The organism is Bacteroidota bacterium, from assembly GCA_016718825.1.
Lineage (GTDB): Bacteria > Bacteroidota > Bacteroidia > J057 > JADKCL01 > JADKCL01.
Window position 1 is genome coordinate 95,493 of record JADKCL010000009.1, and the last position, 22,641, is coordinate 118,133.

Annotated in this window: 14 protein-coding genes; 9 read left to right on the forward strand and 5 right to left on the reverse strand. The window is 51.3% G+C overall.

The annotated features are described in order from the left end of the window. Positions 1-3 precede the first annotated feature (3 nt). From IPN95_12460 to IPN95_12500, 9 genes are all read left to right on the forward strand, one after another. Positions 4-2,973 carry a hypothetical protein gene (locus tag IPN95_12460; protein ID MBK9450196.1) on the forward strand — a complete coding sequence of 990 codons (2,970 nt, stop codon included), beginning with the start codon at positions 4-6 and terminating at the stop codon, positions 2,971-2,973. Beyond that, on the forward strand, positions 2,960-6,847 hold the full coding sequence (locus IPN95_12465) for a hypothetical protein (protein ID MBK9450197.1): 3,888 nt from the start codon (positions 2,960-2,962) through the stop codon (positions 6,845-6,847). The genes IPN95_12460 and IPN95_12465 overlap by 14 nt, the downstream gene beginning before the upstream one ends. 196 nt (positions 6,848-7,043) lie before the next feature. Next, the gene (locus IPN95_12470; GenBank protein ID MBK9450198.1) at positions 7,044-8,417 is read left to right on the forward strand and encodes an ATP-binding protein; all 1,374 of its coding nucleotides are present in this window, start codon (positions 7,044-7,046) and stop codon (positions 8,415-8,417) included. A gap of 6 nt (positions 8,418-8,423) precedes the next feature. Further along, complete coding sequence (locus tag IPN95_12475) at positions 8,424-9,839, forward strand: peptidoglycan DD-metalloendopeptidase family protein (GenBank protein ID MBK9450199.1); 1,416 nt, start codon at positions 8,424-8,426, stop codon at positions 9,837-9,839. Beyond that, complete coding sequence (locus tag IPN95_12480; GenBank protein ID MBK9450200.1) at positions 9,836-11,077, forward strand: ThiF family adenylyltransferase; 1,242 nt, start codon at positions 9,836-9,838, stop codon at positions 11,075-11,077. Before IPN95_12475 ends, IPN95_12480 begins: the two co-directional genes overlap by 4 nt. A 128-nt stretch (positions 11,078-11,205) precedes the next feature. Then, complete coding sequence (locus IPN95_12485; GenBank protein MBK9450201.1) at positions 11,206-11,505, forward strand: hypothetical protein; 300 nt, start codon at positions 11,206-11,208, stop codon at positions 11,503-11,505. A 96-nt stretch (positions 11,506-11,601) separates the two neighbouring features. After that, complete coding sequence (locus tag IPN95_12490; protein MBK9450202.1) at positions 11,602-12,252, forward strand: hypothetical protein; 651 nt, start codon at positions 11,602-11,604, stop codon at positions 12,250-12,252. Further along, positions 12,245-14,392, forward strand: a complete 2,148-nt coding sequence (locus tag IPN95_12495) for a hypothetical protein (GenBank protein ID MBK9450203.1) — start codon at positions 12,245-12,247, stop codon at positions 14,390-14,392. The genes IPN95_12490 and IPN95_12495 overlap by 8 nt, the downstream gene beginning before the upstream one ends. Positions 14,393-14,400: 8 nt before the next feature. Next, a complete protein-coding gene (locus IPN95_12500; GenBank protein ID MBK9450204.1) occupies positions 14,401-16,887 on the forward strand; it encodes a VWA domain-containing protein in 2,487 nt (828 codons plus the stop codon). Positions 16,888-17,438: 551 nt separating this feature from the next. On the opposite strand, the gene IPN95_12505 is transcribed toward IPN95_12500, so the two are convergent. From IPN95_12505 to IPN95_12525, 5 genes are all read right to left on the reverse strand, one after another. After that, positions 17,439-17,969 carry a hypothetical protein gene (locus tag IPN95_12505; protein ID MBK9450205.1) on the reverse strand — a complete coding sequence of 177 codons (531 nt, stop codon included), beginning with the start codon at positions 17,967-17,969 and terminating at the stop codon, positions 17,439-17,441. Between the two features lie 225 nt (positions 17,970-18,194). Further along, on the reverse strand, positions 18,195-19,637 hold the full coding sequence (locus IPN95_12510) for a gliding motility-associated C-terminal domain-containing protein (protein ID MBK9450206.1): 1,443 nt from the start codon (positions 19,635-19,637) through the stop codon (positions 18,195-18,197). Between the two features lie 318 nt (positions 19,638-19,955). After that, positions 19,956-20,576 carry a hypothetical protein gene (locus tag IPN95_12515; protein MBK9450207.1) on the reverse strand — a complete coding sequence of 207 codons (621 nt, stop codon included), beginning with the start codon at positions 20,574-20,576 and terminating at the stop codon, positions 19,956-19,958. Positions 20,577-20,613: 37 nt separating this feature from the next. Further along, positions 20,614-21,231 (reverse strand): hypothetical protein, encoded by a 618-nt coding sequence (locus tag IPN95_12520; protein ID MBK9450208.1) that lies wholly within the window; start codon positions 21,229-21,231, stop codon positions 20,614-20,616. Continuing rightward, positions 21,228-22,637: a hypothetical protein gene (locus tag IPN95_12525; protein MBK9450209.1), complete on the reverse strand. Its 1,410-nt coding sequence runs from the start codon at positions 22,635-22,637 to the stop codon at positions 21,228-21,230. The genes IPN95_12520 and IPN95_12525 overlap by 4 nt, the downstream gene beginning before the upstream one ends. Positions 22,638-22,641 lie beyond the last annotated feature (4 nt).

Genomic DNA, 22,641 nt, shown 5'->3' on the forward strand with positions numbered 1-22,641 from the left:
GATATGGCTAAGGAACCCGCCAGCATTCCCAAGGAACCCAAGGTTCCCGACAGTCAAAACTACGCCCTTCTCAAAGCGGCGGGTGTTGACCGTGTTCAGGAACTTGCAGGTGATATTTGGACGGATTACAATCAGCATGATCCAGGCATCACCATTCTGGAGCAGCTTTGTTACGCCATTACCGAAATGGCCTATAAAAGCGGGATGTCCATGGACGACCTGCTCTACGCAAAACGCGAAGTTGCATTTGACCCCAAAGACAACGCTTTCTACCAGGCTGACAAAGTGTACCCTTGTAGTCCGCTTACGCAGATGGACTACCGCCGATTGCTCATCGATCACCTTTACCCTGAGGTGAAGAATGCATGGTTGACACCCATGGAAAGTGGTTCCTTTGGCGTGAACATGTCCGGTTTGTTTGAAGTGAGCCTCATTCTCAACGACAATGCCCCGGAAGGCCGCCAAAAGGCAAGGGAAAATGCATTCCGACTGCTCAACAAGCATCGCAATCTTTGCGAGGATTTTGACAAGGTGCGCGTGTTACAGCCGTTGCAGCTTGTGGTGAAGGCAGACATTTCCTTGGATCCCAAGGCGCATGCCGAGCAAGTCATCGGGCATATTTACTATGAATTGGCCAATCTTTTCGCGCCACTTGTACGGTTCCGTACGATGGATGAAATGTTGGAAAGTGGCATGAGCCTCGAAGAAATCTTCAATGGCCCGTCGCCAAAGCATGGTTTTGTCGATGTCGATAGCCTCAAAAGTTCTGGAACCACACCCGAATGGACAATTTTGCATCCGGCAAGGCTCGTGAATTTGGTGCGGGAAATCAAAGGTGTAGAGCGCGTTTCGCAATTGGAAGTAGGTGTTTTTGTTTCCACCGAATTGCCAGAAGGATTTCGCTTGGTCGAAAAAATGAAGGGTGATGAGGAATTTGACGGTTATTACCTTACAAGCAGCGACAAGAAGCTGCCACGTGGGCATAAAATCAAAACCATCAAAAATGCGAAAAAGGACATTCCAGCGGGATTGTATGTCGTCCGGGAGCAAGATCAAGTTCCGGATGGCTATTATCCGCAGTTGAACGTCGAAGGCATGATTGCCAATCGCACCGTTTCCTGCAGCATCGAAGGCCTTCCCTACGAATATGATCCGGAAAGCGTGCGCAAAGCGTATGAGAGGCTTGTTTCTGAGCAGCTTACGCAATATCAGCACGAATTGGAGTTCCCTGAACGCAAAGGCTCGTCCAAGCGTTCCGTGGAGGAACTTGCCCATTATACCAGTATTCAAAACAGCTTCCCTGAAATCTACGGGATCGGAGACTACGGTGTAGCCAAAAGCCGCCCGCTTGAATGGCGCAAACACGCCCGGCATCTGAAGGCCTATCTCTTCTTTTTTGAGCAGGTCATGGCAGACTATTTGGCACAGTTGACCAATTTCTACCAGCTGTTTTCCCTGAAAGAAGAGGTGCCGGCAACGTATTTCCACCAAGTTCCGACCGTGCCCAACCAAGATTGGATCCTGAAGCCGGGACAAACGGTTGAAGAACTGAAAGCGGCCTTGGATCGCATTGGAGGTTCCTTTGATCCGATGGCCGATCGCCGAAATCGTGCGTTAGACCATCTTTTGGCCCGTTTTGGAGAGGAATTTCTCTCGGATGCCTACAATGCGATCACCCGCAATGCCATCGAGGAAAATCAACAGAAGTTTGAGAACGAATTGATCAAAGCCAAATTACGTTTTCTGGGTAACGTCGTAGAACTCGGACGTGACCGTGGACGTGGTTTGGATTACCTTTCTTACGCAGGGGGAAATGAGGTCACCGATTTTGTGACCCACAATACGGCCTTGCAAAAGCGCTTGGCGCTGCTGTTTAACATGAAAGACCATCAGCATGTCTCCTTGGCCGATGCCATCAGGGATGCCGAAGGTGTGGGTTTTGGAAAGAAGCCCAAGGTCAAGGCGGAACCAAAATCCGGAGCGGCCTTTGTTTTTTCGGCCAAAAACAAGGATGTGCTTTCCACCGTCATGAAAGATGGGCTTACCCGTGATGCTTTTGTGATTGAAGAAAACGCGAAAAAGAAGGGCGAATTCCAGATTTTCTTCTCGGCCATCGGTGGAAAATCTGCCAAGGAGCCGGTGTTTACAGCTGCTTCACCCGAAAAATGCGAAGCTGCCATCACTGCGCTGATGCGCCGTGTACGTGAATTGAATGCGATTTCAGAGGGTTTTCACCTCGTCGAGCACGTATTGCTGCGCCCGGTCGGGCAGGTGATGCATACATGGTACCTCGTGCGTGAGGGCCGCATTTTCTTGGAAACGCCGGTCATGGAACGCGTTGCATTCGAGGATGAATTTAAACAGTTGCTGAAGGACAGAGCCACTGATCCTGAAAACTATGTGACCACAGGCACACCCGACGAAGGTTTTACCTTGGTATTGACCGGCGAAGACGGTTCGGTGGTGGCTTACAAAGAAGGTTATATCGACGAAACTTCCGCTGAGCGTGAGCGCGATCGGATCGTTTTGTTGATTTCGCAAATCGATGATCCTGATTCAGGATTGATCATTCGCAAGGAGCAACACATTCCAAAGGGTGCATTGCTTGCCGACGACTTTTACTCCTTGCAGCTCAGCGTCGTATTGCCCGCATGGCCCGTGCGCTTCCGCAATGAGAAGTTCCGCGCCTTGTTTGAACAAGTTGTCAAACTCAATGTGGCCGCACATACCCATGTCGAATGTTATTGGGTCGATCTCGCCGAAATGGCCGATTTTGAAAAAATCTACCTTGAATGGCGGACCGAAAAGGCCAAGATGCAGCCCAAACAACCTTGGCTCGATGAGCTTTCATGGTGTATGGTGATTCTGCTCAAGTTTTTTGCGGATCCCAATGATTCCCTCGTCATGAAAGAACTTCCCGGTTTGCGCGACAAACACGGGCTCAGCATGAGGTTTGGAGATGAAAGCGCCTGATCAGCCGCATTTTATCCAGAGATTCAAATTTGACTTTGAGATCGAAAGCAAGGAGGATGCCCATCGCTTGCATACCGATCTGAGCCGTATTTTCAATTCGAGTATCAAGGGTATGCTCGATGAGATCATGACCGATTTGGATGATCCCGGACACGTGATCCGCATTCCACAATTGGTGATTGATCTCGGTGAAATCTACGAGGGTTCGCTCGAAAAAGAAGTCTTGATGCGTTTTGAAACCGCATTCCGCAGGGAATTGGCCATGCGCGTCGGCGAATTACGCCATGGTCGCGCGGCCATTTCAGCCGACAAAGGAGAGCGCATTCCAGTGGTGCCCGCCCGCATGGAAATTGTCACTTTTTTCCTCGTCAATGGGCGGCTACCTGCAGGTGCCGAACAAATGGCCGGAAAGCTTGAATCCTTGATGCTCGAATTGTTGGAGGCCAATCCTGCAAACATTTTGCGGATGCTGAAAATGATTGCTCGGAAGGCAGGGGCAATCAAGCGCCTTTCGATGTCATTTTCGGAAAAGTTGATCGGCAAAATTTATGCGGCCATTGTGTCTGAAAATGCGCTCAGTGTCGCTGCAATTGAAAAAAAGTTGATTGCCGATACATCCAAAGTGGTCAAGGCGCCCAATTCCGTCGTGACCATGGAGGTGAGGCAGGCGATTTTCAGGTTTCTATTGATTGAGCCACCGGCAATTTTTGACAGGAAAAAGTTTCAAGCCGCTGTTTCCCAGGAGATTCGCACTGTATTTGGCGTAGATGCCTCGGAGAAACTCGGCGACGTGGAAGCGCAGCAAGAGGCATTTTCCTCCCAAAACGAACAACGTGAAAGGCGCCAAGCCGCGCTTGAGGTCGTCGAGCGCTTTATGAAGGGCAGTATGCCGGTTGACAGTCCATTGGCACTTGCCGAAGCTTGGGAATTTTTGTTGCAGTATGATGCGCAGGCGCTCAGGAAGTTCCTTGCGAAAAAGAGGGTCAGCACTGCTGCAATTGCCAATTTGGTCAAAGCGCTTTCGCCAGCCGCCATGCGCGACTTTGTACAGAAGGTCGTGCCGGCATCGCCGATGCAACTGATTCATGTGGCCGCATCGATTGCCTCAGCATTTGCCCTTCAGCGGAAAGGTTCCTCAGCCGAAAAACAGCTTGCCGCGGAGGTTTATGCCGTTCTGATTCAGCAACTTGCCTTGAACCCAAGCGTTACGCCTTCTGCAACGCAGATTGCCGAAGCAATCAAGGCCCATTTGGCGAAATTGCCCGATGCACCGAAACAACTGCTCAAGGATTGGAACAAATTGGATTTGCCGGGTGTCACAACGCCCGAAAGCCGGAAACGCGAAAAAGCTGCAAAAGAGGCTACAGATGCAGCAGCACAAAAGGAATTTGAGGAGCAAGTCGCAGCGCTCAAGGCAAGAACAAAATCGACTTCGCAAGACGATTCGGAGCCTGGACAGGATGCAGAAGATGTGGATTCGTCCATCCAAAAAGGAAAATCAGGCAAATCCAGCAAAAAGGGCAAAGTCGATGCGGGCGATGCATCGGCCGAAGCAGGTGAGGAGTTTGGATCGACGGAGGACGACGAAGCGTTTTTCAAACGCTACCGTCAGCAATTGTCAGAAAGAGCCGCTGGTTTTGAATTTGAGGACTTGCCGGGTGTAGAGGAGGCAGAGCTGATTCCGTCCTTGAATACCCCCGAGGGCCGAGTAGAGCTGTTTTTGCATGTCTTGGTCCATGGGACCAGGCCTTGGTGGGCAGAACCGGTGAGTGCCGTGCAGTTGGAACTGTACCTGAAGACGGCGATCACCAATTCGCCGCAAGCCGTCAAGACTGCTTTTGCTCGGTTGGTTCGCTCGATGCCGGCTTCGGGCTATGAGCAAGTGATCACACGCTTGATTTCCAGCGTCAATGAGACCACGCTCAACAATTTGTTGATGGTCTTGGCGCCGGAAATCGGAGGCTTTGTCACGACGATTTCCATGGCTTTGGGGACTTTTTGGGAGAGTGCACAGGAGACTTATGCGCTTCCGGGTCATCTCGCCAACCGCTTTCAATTTGTCTGGCATCCTCCGCTGAAATATGTCTTCCAATACATGACCAGCGGATTCAGTCCCGGGCAAATGTTGCGGTTTGTGATGAAGGATTTGGCCGATGCCCTGGACATTTCCTCCCGCGTCATGATCGCACAAATGACCACCATCGGCGAAGAAGCCGTGGCCAAAGGGGAAAAGCGCTTCAATGCTTTCAAGGCGATGGTTCCCAAATCCTTTGAGGGATTGCAGGTTGCACCGCCTACGCCGCATGAACCGATTGCCGAACCTTGGGCCCTGTTGGAAATTTTGGAGCAGGCTGCCCTCAACCGCGGTATCGCTCCTGAACCCAAAACGGAAGAAAAAACTGCGGTTGCGGATACATTGTCCCCCGAGGAGCGTTTCCTCCTCGACCGCCTGAAGCAAGCCCAAAAGCGGCCTGCCGAGGATGAACAACAACCTTTGGTCGAGGAAGTTGTCGAAGGTGTTGCCGCAGATTCCAAAATCGAAATTCCAATCTTGGAGGAAACCGAAACCGGGAAGGTGGAGGTGCAACCACCGCTGACAACTGAGGAAATTCAGCGGCAGGAATTGGAAGCCGCCAAAGAAAGGGAGCTTTCAAAAGACAAAGAGCAGGTCTCGGGATTACCATTGGAAGCACCGGTCGCAAAGCAGGAACCGGTTCGCCGCAAAACCAATTTGACCCCGGAGGAGGAAGAAGCAGAGGCAACGGTAGTCTTGGAGGTGATCAAGCAATACCTCGAACACGGAACGATGAGTGCCGCTGCGACGGAATATTTTACGCCTGCAACCTTCCGAAGCCTTGTTTTGGGTACGCTAAGTTTCGGCACAAAACCGTTGACGCAATTGTTGCGGGGAAGCATGGCCAAAAGTGGTGCCCGGTTACGCGTCATAGCCATGGGCGATGAGGTCGCTTTGCGTGTCATTGGCCTGTTGCAAAGTCTGATTGCCAGCAAAATGCAGCCTTTTGTCAAGGAATTGGTGCAATTGTTTGCTTCGTCGAGCGCGCCGGTGTCGCGTGTGCATGTGTTTGACCACGCCATGCGCTATGCCATTCAATCTTCTGGCAGCACATTTGTCCCGCTCCATTATGTGCGCGATTTCGTGGAATATGTGACCACTTTGCCCGGAAGAAATGTGCGCGAAGTGCTGCTGTATGCCAATAAACGCCTGGAATCCAGTAGCTCACCGCTTAAGGAGACTTTGGCCGAATTGCTTGACGTGGTAGAAAGGATCGAACAAACACAAAGCCAAGGATCGCGCAAACAAGTGTCCACTGCTTCGGCACCTGTCTTGATCAAAGCTCCCGACGGGGATATCTACGTTACCAATGCCGGTGCGGGAATCATTCACATCATCTTCGCCCAGCTTTTCCAGGCTTTTCACCTGTTGACCGCCGACAAGATGGCGTTTGTTTCCAGAGCGGCCGCAAGTCGGGCAGCACATTATATACAGTATCTCACCGACAAGGAACTAGACGCGCCCGAGGAAAAAATGGTGTTCAACAAACTCTTGGTAGGTTTGCCCCTGGAGCAACCCTTGGAGCCATTGGAGGAGCCGTTGAACCAAGACGAAATCGATACCTGTGAATATGTCATGCAAACGCTTTGCGAAAAGTGGACTGTCATGAAAACTGCGGGTCCCGATTATTTGCGCAAAACCTTCTTGATGCGCGAGGGACGATTGCGGAGCAATGGTGACGGATGGATCATCCGTGTGGAGCAGACCGGTTTGGACATTCTGAAAAACAAGATTCCATGGGCTACAAATCCCATTCGATTGCCTTGGTTGACGTACCTGATCGATGTCGACTGGCCATGATACAGGGTGGGAGTGAGAGGGAGTGTGAGAGGGAGGATGAAAATGAATGGATGTACATCGATCTCCCCAAGTCTTCCTTGGCCTCGCCGACACTTGGTGGGTTTGGAATATTCATCTAAATTAGGATGCTGAACTTGTCGAATGGCCGATGGTGGCCGAGGCGGGTGAAATTGCGGAATGCGAAACACGACAAAAAATGGCGAAGGCAGTTGCAGAGTCTAATTCATTAACGGCCCTGGAGGCCAATGCGCGCACACTGCGTGCAGAAATGGAATGGTTGAAATTGTCGCTTGACACGCGCATCAACCTGTATTTTGGGCAACCTTCGCCCTATCAGTCCATCTGGGACATCGTGCCGCCCGACTTGGATGAATACCCCTCGGTCTATTCCAAGTTTGTCAGGAAATTTAATATGTCGCTCAACGACCGTTTGGTCGTCTTGCTGTCCCTCGCGCCGCATATCGCCCCGCAACTTCTGGATTGCCTTTTTGTGCGCAACGAAGTCAACGGACAGATTTTTACCGAATTCGGGGGACTCAAGGGCAACGTTCACCGGGGATTCCTGCCTACCTGCGAAACGGCAGTTTTCTTGCTCGCCGCCAATGACTTGACGCGACGCTTTCAGATCATGGAGTTGTTTGACGAGGACTATTACCTGCTCAAACAGAAAATTCTCATTCTGGACAACGACCGCAACAAGGAGCCTGACATGAGTGCGCCCCTTCAAATGGGCAAGGAATTCTTGAGCTACCTGACCACCGGCGCACCCTTCAAACCTGTATTCGGCAGCGAATTTCCCGCTCAACGTATCAATACGCGCCTGGATTGGGAAGACCTTGTGCTCGAAAAGGAAAGTTATGACCGCATCCAGGAAATCCTGAACTGGATCCATTACCAAAAATTGATCCTCGATGACTGGGGCCTCGGCAAAGTGCTCAAGCGCGGCTACCGTAGCCTTTTTTACGGTCCTCCAGGAACGGGTAAGACCTTGACAGCGAGCTTGCTCGGAAAAACTGCCGGACTCGACGTGTACCGCGTCGACATTTCCAAAGTCGTGAGCAAGTACATCGGTGAAACCGAAAAAAACCTCGGCAACATCTTTGACTACGCCGAAAACAAAAACTGGATCCTGTTTTTTGACGAGGCGGATGCCTTGTTTGGAAAACGTACGGCAACAAGCGATTCCAAAGACCGCTACGCCAACCAGGAAGTGGCCTATTTGCTGCAACGCATCGAGGATTTCCCTGGAACGGTGCTTTTGAGCACGAACTTGCGCTCCAACATTGACCCGGCGTTTATGCGGCGTTTTCAATCGTTGGTGCATTTTCCTGTGCCAAGTGCACCGCAGCGCCTTCGCTTGTGGCGGCAAGCCTTTGAAAAGGCACCCGTCGAGGAATCCATCGACTTCAAGATGCTCGCCAAGGAATACAAGATTTCGGGTGGTATGATCATCAACGTGTTGCGGTTTTGCGCACTTGCAGCCGTGGCGCGTGAAGTTCCCATGATTTACGAAGAGGATGTCGTCGAAGGCATTCGCGCTGAATACCGCAAAGAAGGCAAGACTGTTTAAGCGGCCATGGCCCCAAGAAAAAAGCCGAAGATTGTTTACATCGACGATACCCCGGAAGAGGAGATTGTCGAGCGGACGCCTGCGGTTATCGTTCCCGTAGAACCGGAGGTGGCACCTTCGCAGCGGGTGGCCAAGGCAAAAAGCAGTCTGCAACGGCCTAGCCTGATTTTGTCGATTGCTTTTGGATTGTTGGTGCTTTCTGTTTCTGCGGCCTTCATTTTCATTCCGGTGAAAAAGCCGAAACAGCTTCAGGAAAATGCCGAGGCCAAACCGGTTCCTGTCATGCCCATCGAATGTTTGGGCATCGCCCCAAGGATCGATTGGGGACATTCGCAGGAAAAATTGGAATGCCAAAAGGGCGTTTTTGAAGAGGGACAATCCATCGGGGATTTGCTCACCGCCCAAAATGTCGACTACCGGCAGGTTTTGCAGGTGATGGAAGCAGCAAAATCCAAGCAAATTCCAGACATTCGGTTGGGTTCAAGGTATTATCTGATCTTTTCCCCGAAGATTCCGCAGCAGCCGGTCATGTTTGTCTATGAGCCTGATCCTGCCACATTTGTGTTTATGAATTTGCATGGCACGCCCGAAGTGTATGTCCATGGCAGGGCAGTGCTGAGCCACAAAAACGCCCAGAAAACCGTGGTGATCAAGACCAGTCTCGCTGACGAAATGTTCAACATGGATTCCGGATTGTTGCTCACGCGCAAGCTTGAAGCAGCCGTGAAATGGAAGGTGGACTTGTTTCACCTGGCACCCGGAGACCGGTTCCAACTTTTGTATGAAGAAACCCAATTTGAGGGAAACCTTGCGGAAGTCGGCGAACTGCTCGCAGTCAGCTACCGGCAAAATGGCGAGGAAGGATTTGCTTTTTCCTTCGGAGATGAACTGGGTGAAGGATTTTATGACTTTGAAGGCCGCCCGATGAAGTCTGGATTTTTGATGGCCCCCTTGGAATACGGCCGCATTTCGTCGGGATATGACCTCAACCGCGTGGACCCGATCAAACGCAACGGCGAAATTCGGGCACACCTGGGAACCGATTATGCAGCGCCCGAAGGCACCCCGATTTTGGCGGTCGGCGACGGCACCGTTCTCAATGCCGAAAACAAGGGCGGAAATGGCAATTATGTGAAGTTGTTTCATACCGATTCGATCCAAACACAATACCTGCACATGTCGGCCTTTGCCGAGGGCATTGTTCCCGGGGCTGAGGTGCGGCAGGGGCAAGTGATTGGTTATGTGGGAAGTACGGGCAGGTCCACGGGTCCGCACGTCTGCTTTAGGTATTGGAAAAACGGCGTGCAGGTCGACCATCGCAAAGAACGGACGTTTGGGGCCGCCATCGGATTGCACGATGAAAACTTGACCCGATTTGTCGCACGCCGTGACTCGCTGTTGGCCATGATGACGGCCCTATGAGCCTTTCAGACCAAATTTTTGAGCAGGTCCCGCAGTGGGATCAGGACAAAGTTCGCAACGCCAGGGTTTTGGTGGTGGGCGCCGGAGCTTTGGGCAACGAAGTCCTCAAAAATCTGGCCTTGCTCAATGTCAGACAAATTGCGATCATGGATTTTGACCATGTGGAGTCTGGAAATCTCTCCCGCAGCGTGTTGTACCGCGCTTCGGATGCCATGCAGGGCCGTCCAAAGGCGATTGCTGCAGCAGAACGCCTGCTCGAAATCAATCCTGACCTTGAAATTTTGGTCCAATTGGGCGACGTAGCCATTGACCTTTCCTTGGGTTTGCTGGCGCATGTCGATGTGATCATTGGTTGCGTGGACAACCGGTTGGCGCGGCTATACCTCAATCGCTTGGCTTGGCGGGCGGGGAAACCCTGGGTCGACGGAGGCATTTTGAACCTCTCGGGGCAGGTTGCGGCTTACGTGCCGGGGCAGTCTTGCTACGAATGCGGATTGTCGTCGATGGCCTGGGCTGACATTCGGCAGCGGCTGGGTTGCACGGATATGGCGCGACGGTATGCCATGAGCGGTCGCGCGACCACAACGCCCATCGCGGCGTCGATCATTGGCGCCATTCAAGTGCAGGAAGCCTTGAAATTCGTGATGCAACAGGAAAACCATTCGCTTGCAGGCAGAATGTTTTCCTACGAAGGCAGTCAAAACCATGCAGCCTACTATGAACAGCGCCCTTTAAAATCCGAATGCGAAAGCCACTATCCTGCCTTGGAAACCCATTCGACGCCGTTGTCTGCCAACACTACGGTCGATGAAGCGCTGACTTGGTTCAAATCTGAACTCCGCATGACAAAACCCTGCATTTTGTTGGATCATAGCGTGGCGACGCGCCTGACTTCGATGCAATCGGGGAGGGGAATGGATGTGATTTTGCCGCTGCCACATTTCTCTGACCGGCTCGCCAAGGAATTTGAGGCCGAATTGGGACTGCAAATTGCGGTTCCTAAAGGCGCGCTGATCGAGGAATTGCGCGAAGGTGACGGATTTGGCGACCGAAGGCTCAGTGATTTTGGCATTCCCGTTGGGCATGTTTTGCGGGTCGGGCGGGGCGAGGAACGCAAATGGATTGCTTTGGATGGAGACGCGCCATTGTTTGCCTTTGGCAAGGGAATCAAGCATTTACCCCATCGGTGGTGGGAGTTTGGTCCGGCAGAGATTCAACAAAAGCGCGGCAACGATTGAACAAAAGGCTAAAAATTCGCAGCGAATTATTGATTTGTTTAAAAAATTTCTATTTTTAGCCTATTCCCGCCCCTACCAACTTCGGTCAAAAAGGGGCAATCAACGGGGGCTTGATTTTAGATTGCGTTATGGATGATATCGTCATTGTCAATGTGTTGATTCCTTCAATTGGTACGGATGTGGACGTGGAATTGCCCCTGTCAGCTTCCCCCATCGACATTATCAATACATTGCTCGAAAAGGAGGAGCTCAACATCCCCAAAGAAGACCCCAATTCGCTGAGCGGTGATTCGCAGGCGATTGAGTACAAAATTTTCAAGCGGGAGAAAAACAAGCGGATTGAGATTGACCAAGACAAGCCGCTGGAAGAGCAGAATATTTTGAATGAAGCCAAGCTCGAAATGGTGCGCATTTACGTGCCCGGTTGAGCAATATCTTGAGGAAAGCCCAATTGTTTCAATATTTGTTGGAAGCATAAGCACCGGCAGGCCATACGACCTGTTTGGACGGACTGAAGAAAGAAGATGTCGCGACAGGAGCAGCAGGGTTTTGCGGCCTACTACGAGAAAGTAGGCAAGCAACTTGATCCATTGGAGCAACGGCTTGCGCGTGAGCACATGCTGGTGGAAAACCTCTGCCAAAACCACGACGGGATTGCCTACAAACTTCCTTTTCCCGATGCGCTTCCGCCAAGGGACTACCGCATTACCTTTACCGGCCTCAGTACCATCGTGCGGATTGATTCAGACATGCTTCCTGTCTTTGCCGATACGCATGTGCTTGAGATTCATCTCCCTTCCGGCTTTCCCGCAGAAGCACCTGTTTGTTATATGGCCAGCGAAATTTGGCATCCCAACATTCAGGCAGACGAGGGACCCTACCAAGGCCGTATCTGCGGAAATACCGAGGGATTTGGTTCCCATTATTCCCTGGACGATCTGATTTTGCGCATCGAGGCCATGCTCAAATACGAAATTTACCATGCCGAATTGCGCTTTCCTTACCCCGAAGACGAGAACATCGCCCGTTGGGTCAGGGAATATGCCGAACCCTTGGGCATCGTGAAGCCGGGAATCGGCCTGATTGCCAACGGAGCCATGCCAGAAAACTGGCGCAACCATGTAAAACAAGAACAAAAGAAATTGATCCGAATGAAAGGAGGCGACCATGAATGAGCAAAATGCAAAACGTTGGCTGCTAATGTTGGCCCTGATTGGGCTGTTGACATGGCCGGCCGTCGTGTCAGCCCAAAACTGGACACGGGAAATCGAGCTCAAGGACCGCCAAGCGAATGGCGCACAGCCGACGGTTGCCAAAGTCACTTTCGCGGCTTATACGATGGACGCGCCGACGAGCCCCGGTAAGCCGATTGCAGCCGGTACCGATGCCATCATGTTCCAACCGATGGAGGCAGGCTTCATCAAATTCAAAATCATCAAAATTGACTGGTCACCGCTCGGAACAACCTTCGACGGTTCGGCCGACTTTAAGATCATCGTGCGTAACCTCTGGGTGGACATGTCGCCGCAAATCTACCTGGAAGGCAAAAAGGGAGGCAATCCTGCCGCGATGCGCAAACGCTACATTACCGCACAGAACTTTGAATATGTCAAAGGTGACTCCTTGCCGCCGCCCCAAATTTTCAAGGTGGACAAGAATGGAAGTTATGCGTTTACGGTTGGGGTCAAGGCCGTAACGCCCAAAACAACCGAGGAAAAGCCCTTTGATTTTGTGTTCAATTTTAAGGTGGAGGGGTTGCTGAAAAGCATTGACGTTCCGGTTGTGGTCGATGTACCGGAGCCACCCATTGAAACTACCAAAGTAGCGCCTCCGAAACAGACCGAGTTTCCGGACATCGATGCAGCGGTCAAAATCGCCAAGGAAAATGAAGATGCCGAGGCACTGATTGACTTGATCCAAGATAATCCGGAGGTGCCAAGCTGCCGAGAAGCGCGCGCTTATCTTGCGATCAAAATGACCAAGGAATTGATCGATAGCGTGACCTACCGCGTTGATATTTCTTATGCCAAATTCACGCGGGCATTGCCTAATCGGGATCAAATCAACCTGAGTTTTTCGCGATTCGGTAGTCCTATTAGTGAAACTGCCGTCAACGCCCAATGGCGCGACGGTAAACTTTATGTGCGTCCTCCCAAGGACTCCCTTGACTATGTCGTCGGTGCGACCCACAAAGTTGCTCCCGAAAACAAGGCGTCGATTACCCTCAACAGTGTCAAGGACAACATCAAGTTTGCCTACCGCGACACGATGGAAGGCGCACGCGTCGAAATCAAAGTCAAAGGTGGCAAGGCACCCTATACGGTTTTCTTGCAGCGTCTGACCGAAGGCGTGTTTTTTGAGGTGGAAGGCAGCATGGCCATTTCCGGTGACACCGTCATCGACAAGGAAAAGATTGCCCGCATTTTCAAATTGGCAGAGGAAGGCGATTACCGTTTGTCCTTGGTCGATGCCGAGCAACTCAAGAAAACCGGTTCGGGTACGGTTCACATCGTTCCGCCACCGCCGATTCCGCCGATTGTATGGTACATCGCCCTTGGCTTGCTTGTGGCATTTTTCATCGGCTTCCTTCTCTACCGCCGCGAACAGCGCCGCAAAGACGAAGAGCTCGAGAAACTCCTCGAATCCCGCGGTGGATCCGACCCGCGTGTCAAGCGCAAGCCCAAACCCGAATTGCAGCGTTTTTGGAAGGAAACCGCCATCAGCGAACTGTCCTTGCACAAAAATTTCATTCGCGAAGTGGCCACCTACCTCAAGGAAAGGCCGCATTTCAAGTCAGACAAGCCCCTCGTCGAAGGCGTTTTGCTGGGGACGGTGCTCAAATTCGACTTTGAAAATGAGCAATACGAAGTGCGTTTGGACCGTTTCCGCGCCATCGCTCCGCATCCCGTCGATTTCTACGAAGATGCCGGCGACGTGGAAAAATGGCCTGAAATCAAGGAAGTCGCCGCCGACCACCGCGACCTCGTGAAAATCGGGTGGTTGCAAGTCGTCGAAGGCCGCCCCATGCGCTTGTCACAAATCGAGCAGGAATTTCAGGATGAGCAATTCAGCGAATTGTTTCAATTGCTCCTCAAAATTGACTTTGTCGATGGCAAAAAGCTTTGCGGATTCTTTACCAGGACGACATCCGGCAAGATCAACGACGTCAATGACCGCCTCGATGGCATCGACTATTGGCTCAATTGGGACGAACTCGAAGATGCAGGCTACTACGAAGCCGGCTCAAAACCGGTCCGTGACGAAAGTGGCGCGGGCAAAATCAAGGTCAAAATCAAAGGTCAGGAAACTGCATAGGTGATCGAATGGGAAAATTGCTCCGCAAGCTTTTGATGTTGTGTTGCCTGCTGCTGCCACTGACAGCCGCAGCGCAAAAATTGACATCGTTTAATATCAGCGTCCCCAATGCCATTGCGGATTCGACCTTCAGGATTCAATATGTCGTCTCCAATACCCGCATTCCAGGCTATTTGGATGTCCATGTCAAGTTCATGACAGGCGATTCCGTACCGGGAACCAAGTACTTGGAAGACAGCCTCCACCTGATGGAATTCCTGCCCGGCGCGACTGCACCGAGCGAAATGGAAATCCAAAAAGTCGTGGCCAAACGTTTTGACGTGGTCACGGTGCTCATGGACATCAGCTCGTCGATGTGGAAGCAGGAGAATGGCAAATATGTGTACATGGATTCGGCCAAAGCCATTGTCGATTCCATTGTGCGCGGATTGGATGCCCCTTATGCAGCCAAAATCTACACCTACGACGAAATTTGGTACGAGCGCACGCTTGCCGGCGAAAATTCGTTTTTGAATTCGCAGAAGCCTGCCGTCGCCCGCTACACCTATTTATATGAGAACGTCGCCAAGGCGATCGACCGCATGGCCGATGCCCGCGGCCGCAAGCTCCTCATCGTCGTCGGGGACGGCGAAGACGACCAAAGCAACCGCAAACCCGAGGAACGCTTCACCCGCAAGCAGCTGATCGACAAGATCCGCGGACTCGACGAGACCTTTGTCATCTACCCGATCCTCTTCGGCGAAAAGACCTATATCGAGAATACCCAACCCCTCGTCTCCGCCACCCGCAACCGCGAAGACAGCGTCTCCTACGGCATTGCCTGCGCCGGATTGTGCACGGAGGTGAAAGGCTTTTCCAAATGGCCCGCCACGCATACGATCCTGGTCAAGTCCACCGCCTACCCCCACGTCGGCCGCGTGAACTATGTCGAGGCCCGTCTCGGCGCCCTCCGCGATACCTCCGAATACCGCCTGGGTGGCCTTTACAACCCTTGGAATGAGCAAAGCACCTGGCAAATCGACTCCTTGGTCGGCGGCGCGGTGATCATTTTGCTGTTTGTGATCTTCGCGGTGTTTATTCCCCGGCGCCAATGGAAAGATTTCCGCAACAAATACGTCAAACAATATTGGCAGGTCAAGCAGGAGGGGGTGCGTCGCTATGATCCACTCACCAAGTTTCCGTTTCGAGACGAAGACGAAGTCGTGGTGCGCTGCGAACACATGACGTCCATGGAAACCTGGCAATTCGAAGGGCGAAAAGGAGGGAAGGACGGCGGAAACCGCAAGCGCAAAAACCGTTGCATTTATTATCCCAACAAATGCGAAGGAGGCCACGGCCCCGGCGGGAGCAGCGACTTTTTTGCCCAAGTCGGCGTCTTCAAGCAACTATTCTGGGTCTTCATGGCCGCAGTGGGCGCTTTTGTCGGATGGGGATTATGGGCCCTGTTTGAGAATAATAAGAAGGTTTATTGGAATCTGAACATGGACCGGCTTGCGAGCAGGCCATGGGTGCAACAACGGTGGGGCCTGAAAGGTGTCACCGAGGCGCCCCTCGAAGACAGCATCCGCATTGCCCGCGAAGGTTTCCTCAATTCGTTTTTTGAGCAGCTTGTACTCGGGGGCATCATGGGCGCCCTGATTGTCTTCCTGATTGCCATCGCCTCCGAAATTTCACAGTCGCGTGGCGGCCTCGGCGGATGGAACCTGATCAAAGCGCTTTTGCGCTCCGTTTTGCGGGGCCTCATCGGTGGCATCCTGTCCCTGATGGTATTTGCCGGATTTGGTTATCTCCAAGGATTTGTCTTCTCGACGCATTTGTATTTCCCGGGATTGCTCGCCTTTTTGCTCTTGGGCCTATTGCTTGCTTTTGTGCTCACCGTGCGCTCCGGCATTCGTGGCGGACGTGGTTTGATGGCGGGTTTGGCGGCAGGATTTGTGGCTTTCCATGTCTATTACCTCCCGATGGTTTTGGTGCATGCCCGCGGCTACGAAGCTCCCAAATTGTTTGCATTTCTGGTCTTTGGCAGCGTGTTGGCCTTGATTCTCTCCGAAGGTTCGCCTGCCTTGGAAGCCTCTGAAATGGAAGTATGGACCATGCGCAAGAAGTATGGCATGGTGCATATCACCGACCTGCTCCGCAAAAACGAAGAAGTGACCATCGGCCGCGGCCCAACTGCGACGATCCGCATGAAAGTGCGCCATACCCATACGCACAACGCCCCGGGCAATGCCACGCAGACCTTTGCCAAGCTCGTCTTGCGCAACGAAGTCGTGTACATCGTCCCCGAAATCTTCACGGAAGTCAACGGCGACCCCGTGGCCCCCAACGAACGCGTGGCGCTCTTCGACGGCGACAAGGTCAGCTTTGACCACCGGAGTCCGTCCCACCTCATGTACCGCGAGCACCGCGGCGGCCTCCACCCCAAATGGCGCTTCCGCAACCGCCGGAATCGCAGACTCAAGCGTCAACAAGCAAGGGACGCGCAGGGAGTTTAAGTGAAAAGTGAAAAGTGATCAGTGATAAGTTGGTTGTGGAGAGTTGAGAGTTATGAAGCGTTGGCCTCCGGCCAAAACGCTGATCGACCGCACGCCGGAGCCCGCTCAGAGCGAAGCGTGGAGGCGTAATTTCTTGAGTGAAAAGTGATCAGTGAAAAGTGAAAAGTTGATTGTGAAGAGTTGGTTGATTTGTGAACCTGAATTGAAATATTTGCGGATGATCGATGTTTGATTGGGCGGTTGTTTTTGGTTTGGAACCAATTCTGTTTTCGTTTTTTTCCTGTTTCCCTGTTTTCACGTTTGTTGTGAACGTAGATAGGCGATAAATCGCGCATCTACGAATAAATACCAATCATTTCATGGGATTTCAATCGCATTGGGCGGAGCCCCAATGTTATTATCCTTGTTTTAACGTTTGTTGTGATCGTAGATACGCGATTGATCGCGTATCTACGATCACGAGGCACGAATACGCCCCAATCCCCACCATTGCAATGAAACCCATCTGATGCCGCCCATCTTCCGAACGGCGCGATGGGGTGCGTAATCCCTCACGAAGCCGCCGCCACCAAGACCAACAAATCCAAATCACTGCTTTCTTGCACGAATCCCTTGAATACAAAACAGCCCAAGACCATCAGCAGCAACAGGTCTTCGGCCGGAACGGCATTCGGAAACACCATCATCTTGGGTTGGACCGAATTGGGGTTTGTACAGCCTTCGAGTTGGTAGCGCAGTACTTCCTGTTGGTCTGCGGCGAGGAAGGTCAGCGTCACCAACGGCGCATTGCGCAGCTTCATCCCATACTGCCTTCCCCCGGCAAATTGGACGGTGCCGTTGCTCCCGAAAATAGCGTGCTTGAACGTCAACAAGGTTTGCCCGTCCCGCTCCACAAGGGTCTTCGGATTCCAAAAGCCCTCCTTCCGGATGCGGTAATCCTTCCCCGCGAATGTGAAACTTGCCTGCGTCGCCGAGGCGGTGCTGAGTTCGAGGACCCTGTCGCCCTTGCTGTGGAGGACCGCCTTGTCCTTGAGAAATGTCCAAACAAGCGGCGGGCGAAGTACTGTCGTGAGATTTTCCATCTTCTTTCCTGTTTTTCTTTCCCTATTGGTAGCCGAAGGGGCGGGATTCTTACAGGGGGGGGAGAGTTTTTTTGTGACCGGATTTTGATTACTTGCAATGTGGACCGAATCGCTTTCGTGGTAGCGAAGGCCTGCACCCTTCGCTAGGGGATTGCGCCCCATCGGGGATTTTGGGGGAGCGTACCCTTCAATAAAAATGAAGCGGTTAGGTCGGGGGTGACGACGCTAGTGTTGAATAACAACCTTCGCGGTAACCGTAGCCGCTTTGTGTCGGAATTGCACAAAATACAATCCATCGGGAAGCGAAATTGATGAGACTGAAATTGTGTGGTCACCTGCCGTGAATGCTTTGCCCTCCAGGATGCGACGGAGATCGATTCCCGCGGGATTGAGCAATGTTGCTGTGAGAATGTCTTCGTTCGCAAGGTGAATGTCTATGTAGATCACATCATCAGCAGGGTTTGGAAAAACAGCTATTTGAAATGCATCTTGTTGATTCCCAGGATCAATCAATGGAGGTGTTTCGCTTTCGTCAGGATCCATCTCAATACTTTCTTCGGAAAGCGCTTCAAGGTTACCTACTTGTGTGGTAGGCAAATCAGGATTCGCAAGTCTAAACTGCGGACAGCAAGCCACAGGTTCTGGAAGAATGTCCACATCAGCTCCGGGATCGATCCGGAAATCAGTTGTTGGTCGGGTGTCAAACCCGTTTGTGAAATGAAAGCCCAAGTTGCTCGTGCTCGCAGCCCAGAAATAAGGTACTCTGAGGGCTTCATCACTACCAATTATGATCGAGTCGCAGGCATACCAATCATGGGTGCCGTAGTAGGGGCCGCCATAGAGGTGAAGTATTTGATAATGCGTCGGTGATGGCTCAAGCCCAAAAAGTGGTGGGACGTAGTTTGGGGCAACGGAAAAAGCATCATGTGCGAGGTCATTGGAGGCATACACTTGGGTCAACTTTGAAATTTGAGAACCGCAATTTTCAAGCTTCACAACAATTGTATAGGTGTCGCCAGTCGGTAATGGTTGCCCGCTATTGTTTCTTCCATCCCAACAAAGGCTGAAGGTTTCATAACCATTGGCATTGTGACCTGTTTCATGGTAAACGGGTGTCATTCGCGAATAAACGTCCAATTCGTATGAACTCACGTTGTTGATATTGGTCATACACCAATTGTCAAAAACGTTGTCGCCATTGGGGGTCATGTAGTTCCGAATGCTGTTGTTGTTCCATGAGATTAGTCCATTAGGATCACAATCGGTGCAGGGTGATTTTGTAAGGTGAAAGTCGTCGATATAGATATACGCGGCATAAGACCCAACTCCGTAATAATCTCCCTGTCCATTGTTGAGGACGATAAACCAATCTAACTGATTGTGGAAAGAGTTGGGAACCATGATTTGTGTGCTTATGTTTTGCCAAACTCCGATGTTTGCCGTCGGAAGACTCATTGAGGCTGCCAAATAACTGCAATGATTCATTCCAGCACCGAGATATATTTCAATGGCGTATGTTTGCGTATCGCAGGCCAAAAGGTAGTCAAAATCAAGGTTGTAGTAGCCGGCTTCCAATTTGTTTTGCAGTCGCTGTTGAACGCCTTCGCCTTCACGATAGTTTGGATATTTGACAAGTCCTGCATAGTGGTTGCCATCGTTGGTAGGCACGAATGGCCAAATATTGAATGAATTTTGAAAGGAAAGTCGGCATGAGACCGTTCCTTGGAACCCATTGGGCGTTCCTTTGAACCAATCTGATGTACCATAAGCTCCTACCCCAAGTGTTGTATAATTCTTCCATCGAAAGACATTGGGATCAAAATCGGCAAGATTATTCGGTTGTGGTGCCCCGCTTTCAAAACTGTGATTTCGTATCAGGTTTTGTTGGGCATTTGCATTCGGCAAAATTGAAATGACCAAGAGAAGAGGCAATATGCCGAGGAAATACATTCTACACGAGGTGGACATGTTCATTTCGTAGAGTGATTAAAAGGTGAAACCGAAATTCAATTCTCCAATGGTTTGGAGTCCACGCCTATACTTGCCGAGATACTGGTAGGACAGAAAATCAAAGGATCCTTCCAAAGTGATTCGCTGGCCAATTGGAAAAATAATCCCAGTCTTTACCCTGGGATCAATAACCCATCGTTTTTCATAGCTGTTTGGAATGGAGGTATGACCTGCCGAAATTCTCGCGTGATGCCGACCGAAACCAAGTCTTGGCTCAAGAAACCATTGCAATCGCTGATGGCTTTTCATGGAAAATGGCCTTGCGTATCGCAAGCCGAAGAAGATGCTGATATTTTGCTGGGTCACATAAAAACTGATTGGTTCCGACCACCCTTGAGGCCAAACGTAGATATCTTCATAATCGTGGAGGTAATAACGATATTCCGCATCGAGAACGATTGAAAGTCGAGGTGATCGTATCAAGCGGCGCTCAACCTCCACGGAGGCGCGAAGGGAAGGCATAAAAAAGGTTGCAGGCGGTCCGAAAATGTCAAATTTCAAAATCGTTGGGCGGGATGAGAGTGTATCCTGACCAAAGCAAGTTCCTTCCAAAAGCATTGCGATTAAAAACAATGTCAAGCATGAAAACTTCCTCATATCCATTTGCTGTGCTGAACCTTTCGCATTGCTCCATTCAAAACCAAAACCCGATACTTACCTCTGGATAAGCATCTATCCTATATGTACCTGAACCAAGAAGTCGATAGGGCCCCACATCGCCCGATATTTCTAAGCCGATTCGCCTGCCGATCCGGAACTCTATCCCTCCACGAAGGCGGGCGGTCGCGCCCAAGCGATTTTTTCGACCATAATCGATCATACCTCCAGCATCTTGAAACCTGGCATAGCTACCGACGATGCCTGCCCGTAACTCTGCATACAAGCCTAGTCCAAAGCCATCTCGTTTGACCAAGCCCTTTGTCAATCTTGGGCCTGCAAGAAGATTCAGGTCCATTTGGTGCGACGACGCAAAGTCGATCCAATTGCCGTTGGGGTCATATACTGAGATAAATTCCGGCTGCCTTGAAAACATCAATTCACTTACGATCGAAAGAAACTTGACATTCGGCAGTTTCCTTTCATAACGCAAGTCGGCATTCCACCAGAAAAATTGAACCGAGCCAAATCGGAGCATCATACTAGGCCCCAACAAGTTGGTCTTGATGCCATTTTTGAGCACACTCTCCGACGTCTGTCCCCAAACTGCGGCAGAAAACAAAAGTAGGCAAGCGAGTGAAAGGAAGGCTTTCATTGCTTGATCGCCTTTTTGAGCGCATCGACATCCTGTTGGAGGGCTTGGTTGGTGGCGATGATCTTCTCATTTTCTGCCTTTAGCTCCAACAAATACAAAGTCAGTTCTTCGATTTTTTCGAGAGACTTGGCTTGCATTTCACCAAGGTCAATGCCATCTGCGGCTACCTCAACTGCACTTGGCACGCCTGGCAAACGCCCGTTCAACGCGATGAAGGTGGCAACTTCAGAAAGTGGCATCAGTTTGTAATCTGATTGGAATACATAGTCTGCCCAAGCTGGATAAACGTGGGCGGCTTTTGCGCGGATGTGACCATTCACACAGAGTTTGTATTCTCGGTTCCCCTCAAAAAAATTCGAAGTACCAACCCCAATATGGTTCGCAACAAGGATATCCCCGCCAAATTGGACAGTTTTTGCAGACTGCATGTTTATCTGAAGCTTTGAATTCTGGTTACCAGCTGTTTCAAGGAAGCCATTTGTGCCATTGTGCCCAATGGTGATGGCATTGTTGGCATTTGATGCTTGTTGAATGGAGGTCGTACCATTGGCTGAAACCAAAGCCAAGGTGCCTGTCCCGCCCACAGATTCCAGTCGGCCAAAGGTCCCGTCGTGCGAGAGCGCCACGAAATTTGAAGGATTGGTAGCTTGCGCCACTTTGGCCGTGCCCTGCACAAAAAGACGTGTACCACTTGCTGGGGCAGATCCTATGCCGACCGCTCCTTGCTCATTTAACTGTATGCCTGCGGGAAATGACGCAGTTGCATCAGCGATTTGAGATGGCGCCACGCTGAATTGAAGTATCCCCGCAGCCGATTGGTACTCCATTTTTGCGGCGGTCCCAAGCTGATAGTGGTGCTGTGTCGCGCCATTTTGATACATGTTGAAACCGATAGTCCGCACAACATCCGCAAGGCCAATATCCTGACGGTTGAATGTAACTCCCATGTGGTCATAGACTTGAAATGCTGCCTTAGCGTCTGCACCCTGTACCACTACATTGCCGGCGGGTGTGACACGCATTCGCTCAATCCCGTTGCTGTAGACGCGGAATGCAACCGGATTGGTCGTGCCGATGAAGCAATCAGGACCAGCAGCATTCCCATTACCGTCCCAAATCAACAGGTTGCAATCTCCACCGCCCGTGCCTGGGTCGGTTGCTTTTCCGAGACTGCCATCTGGCATCACGATTACAGTGGCCGTATCTGCGGAGGAAAGTGAGGCAATCTTCACGGTTCCGGTTGCACTCAGGCTCAGTCGCTCGGTGCCGTCGGTCTTCAAAACGAGTGGTGTCGGATTTGTCGTTCCGATGAAACAATTGGAACTTGGAGCATTGCCGCCGGTGGTCCAAGGTGTCTGTCCAAAGCCAACAACACAAGCAAAAGCAGACAAAATTGTCGTCAACACAGAC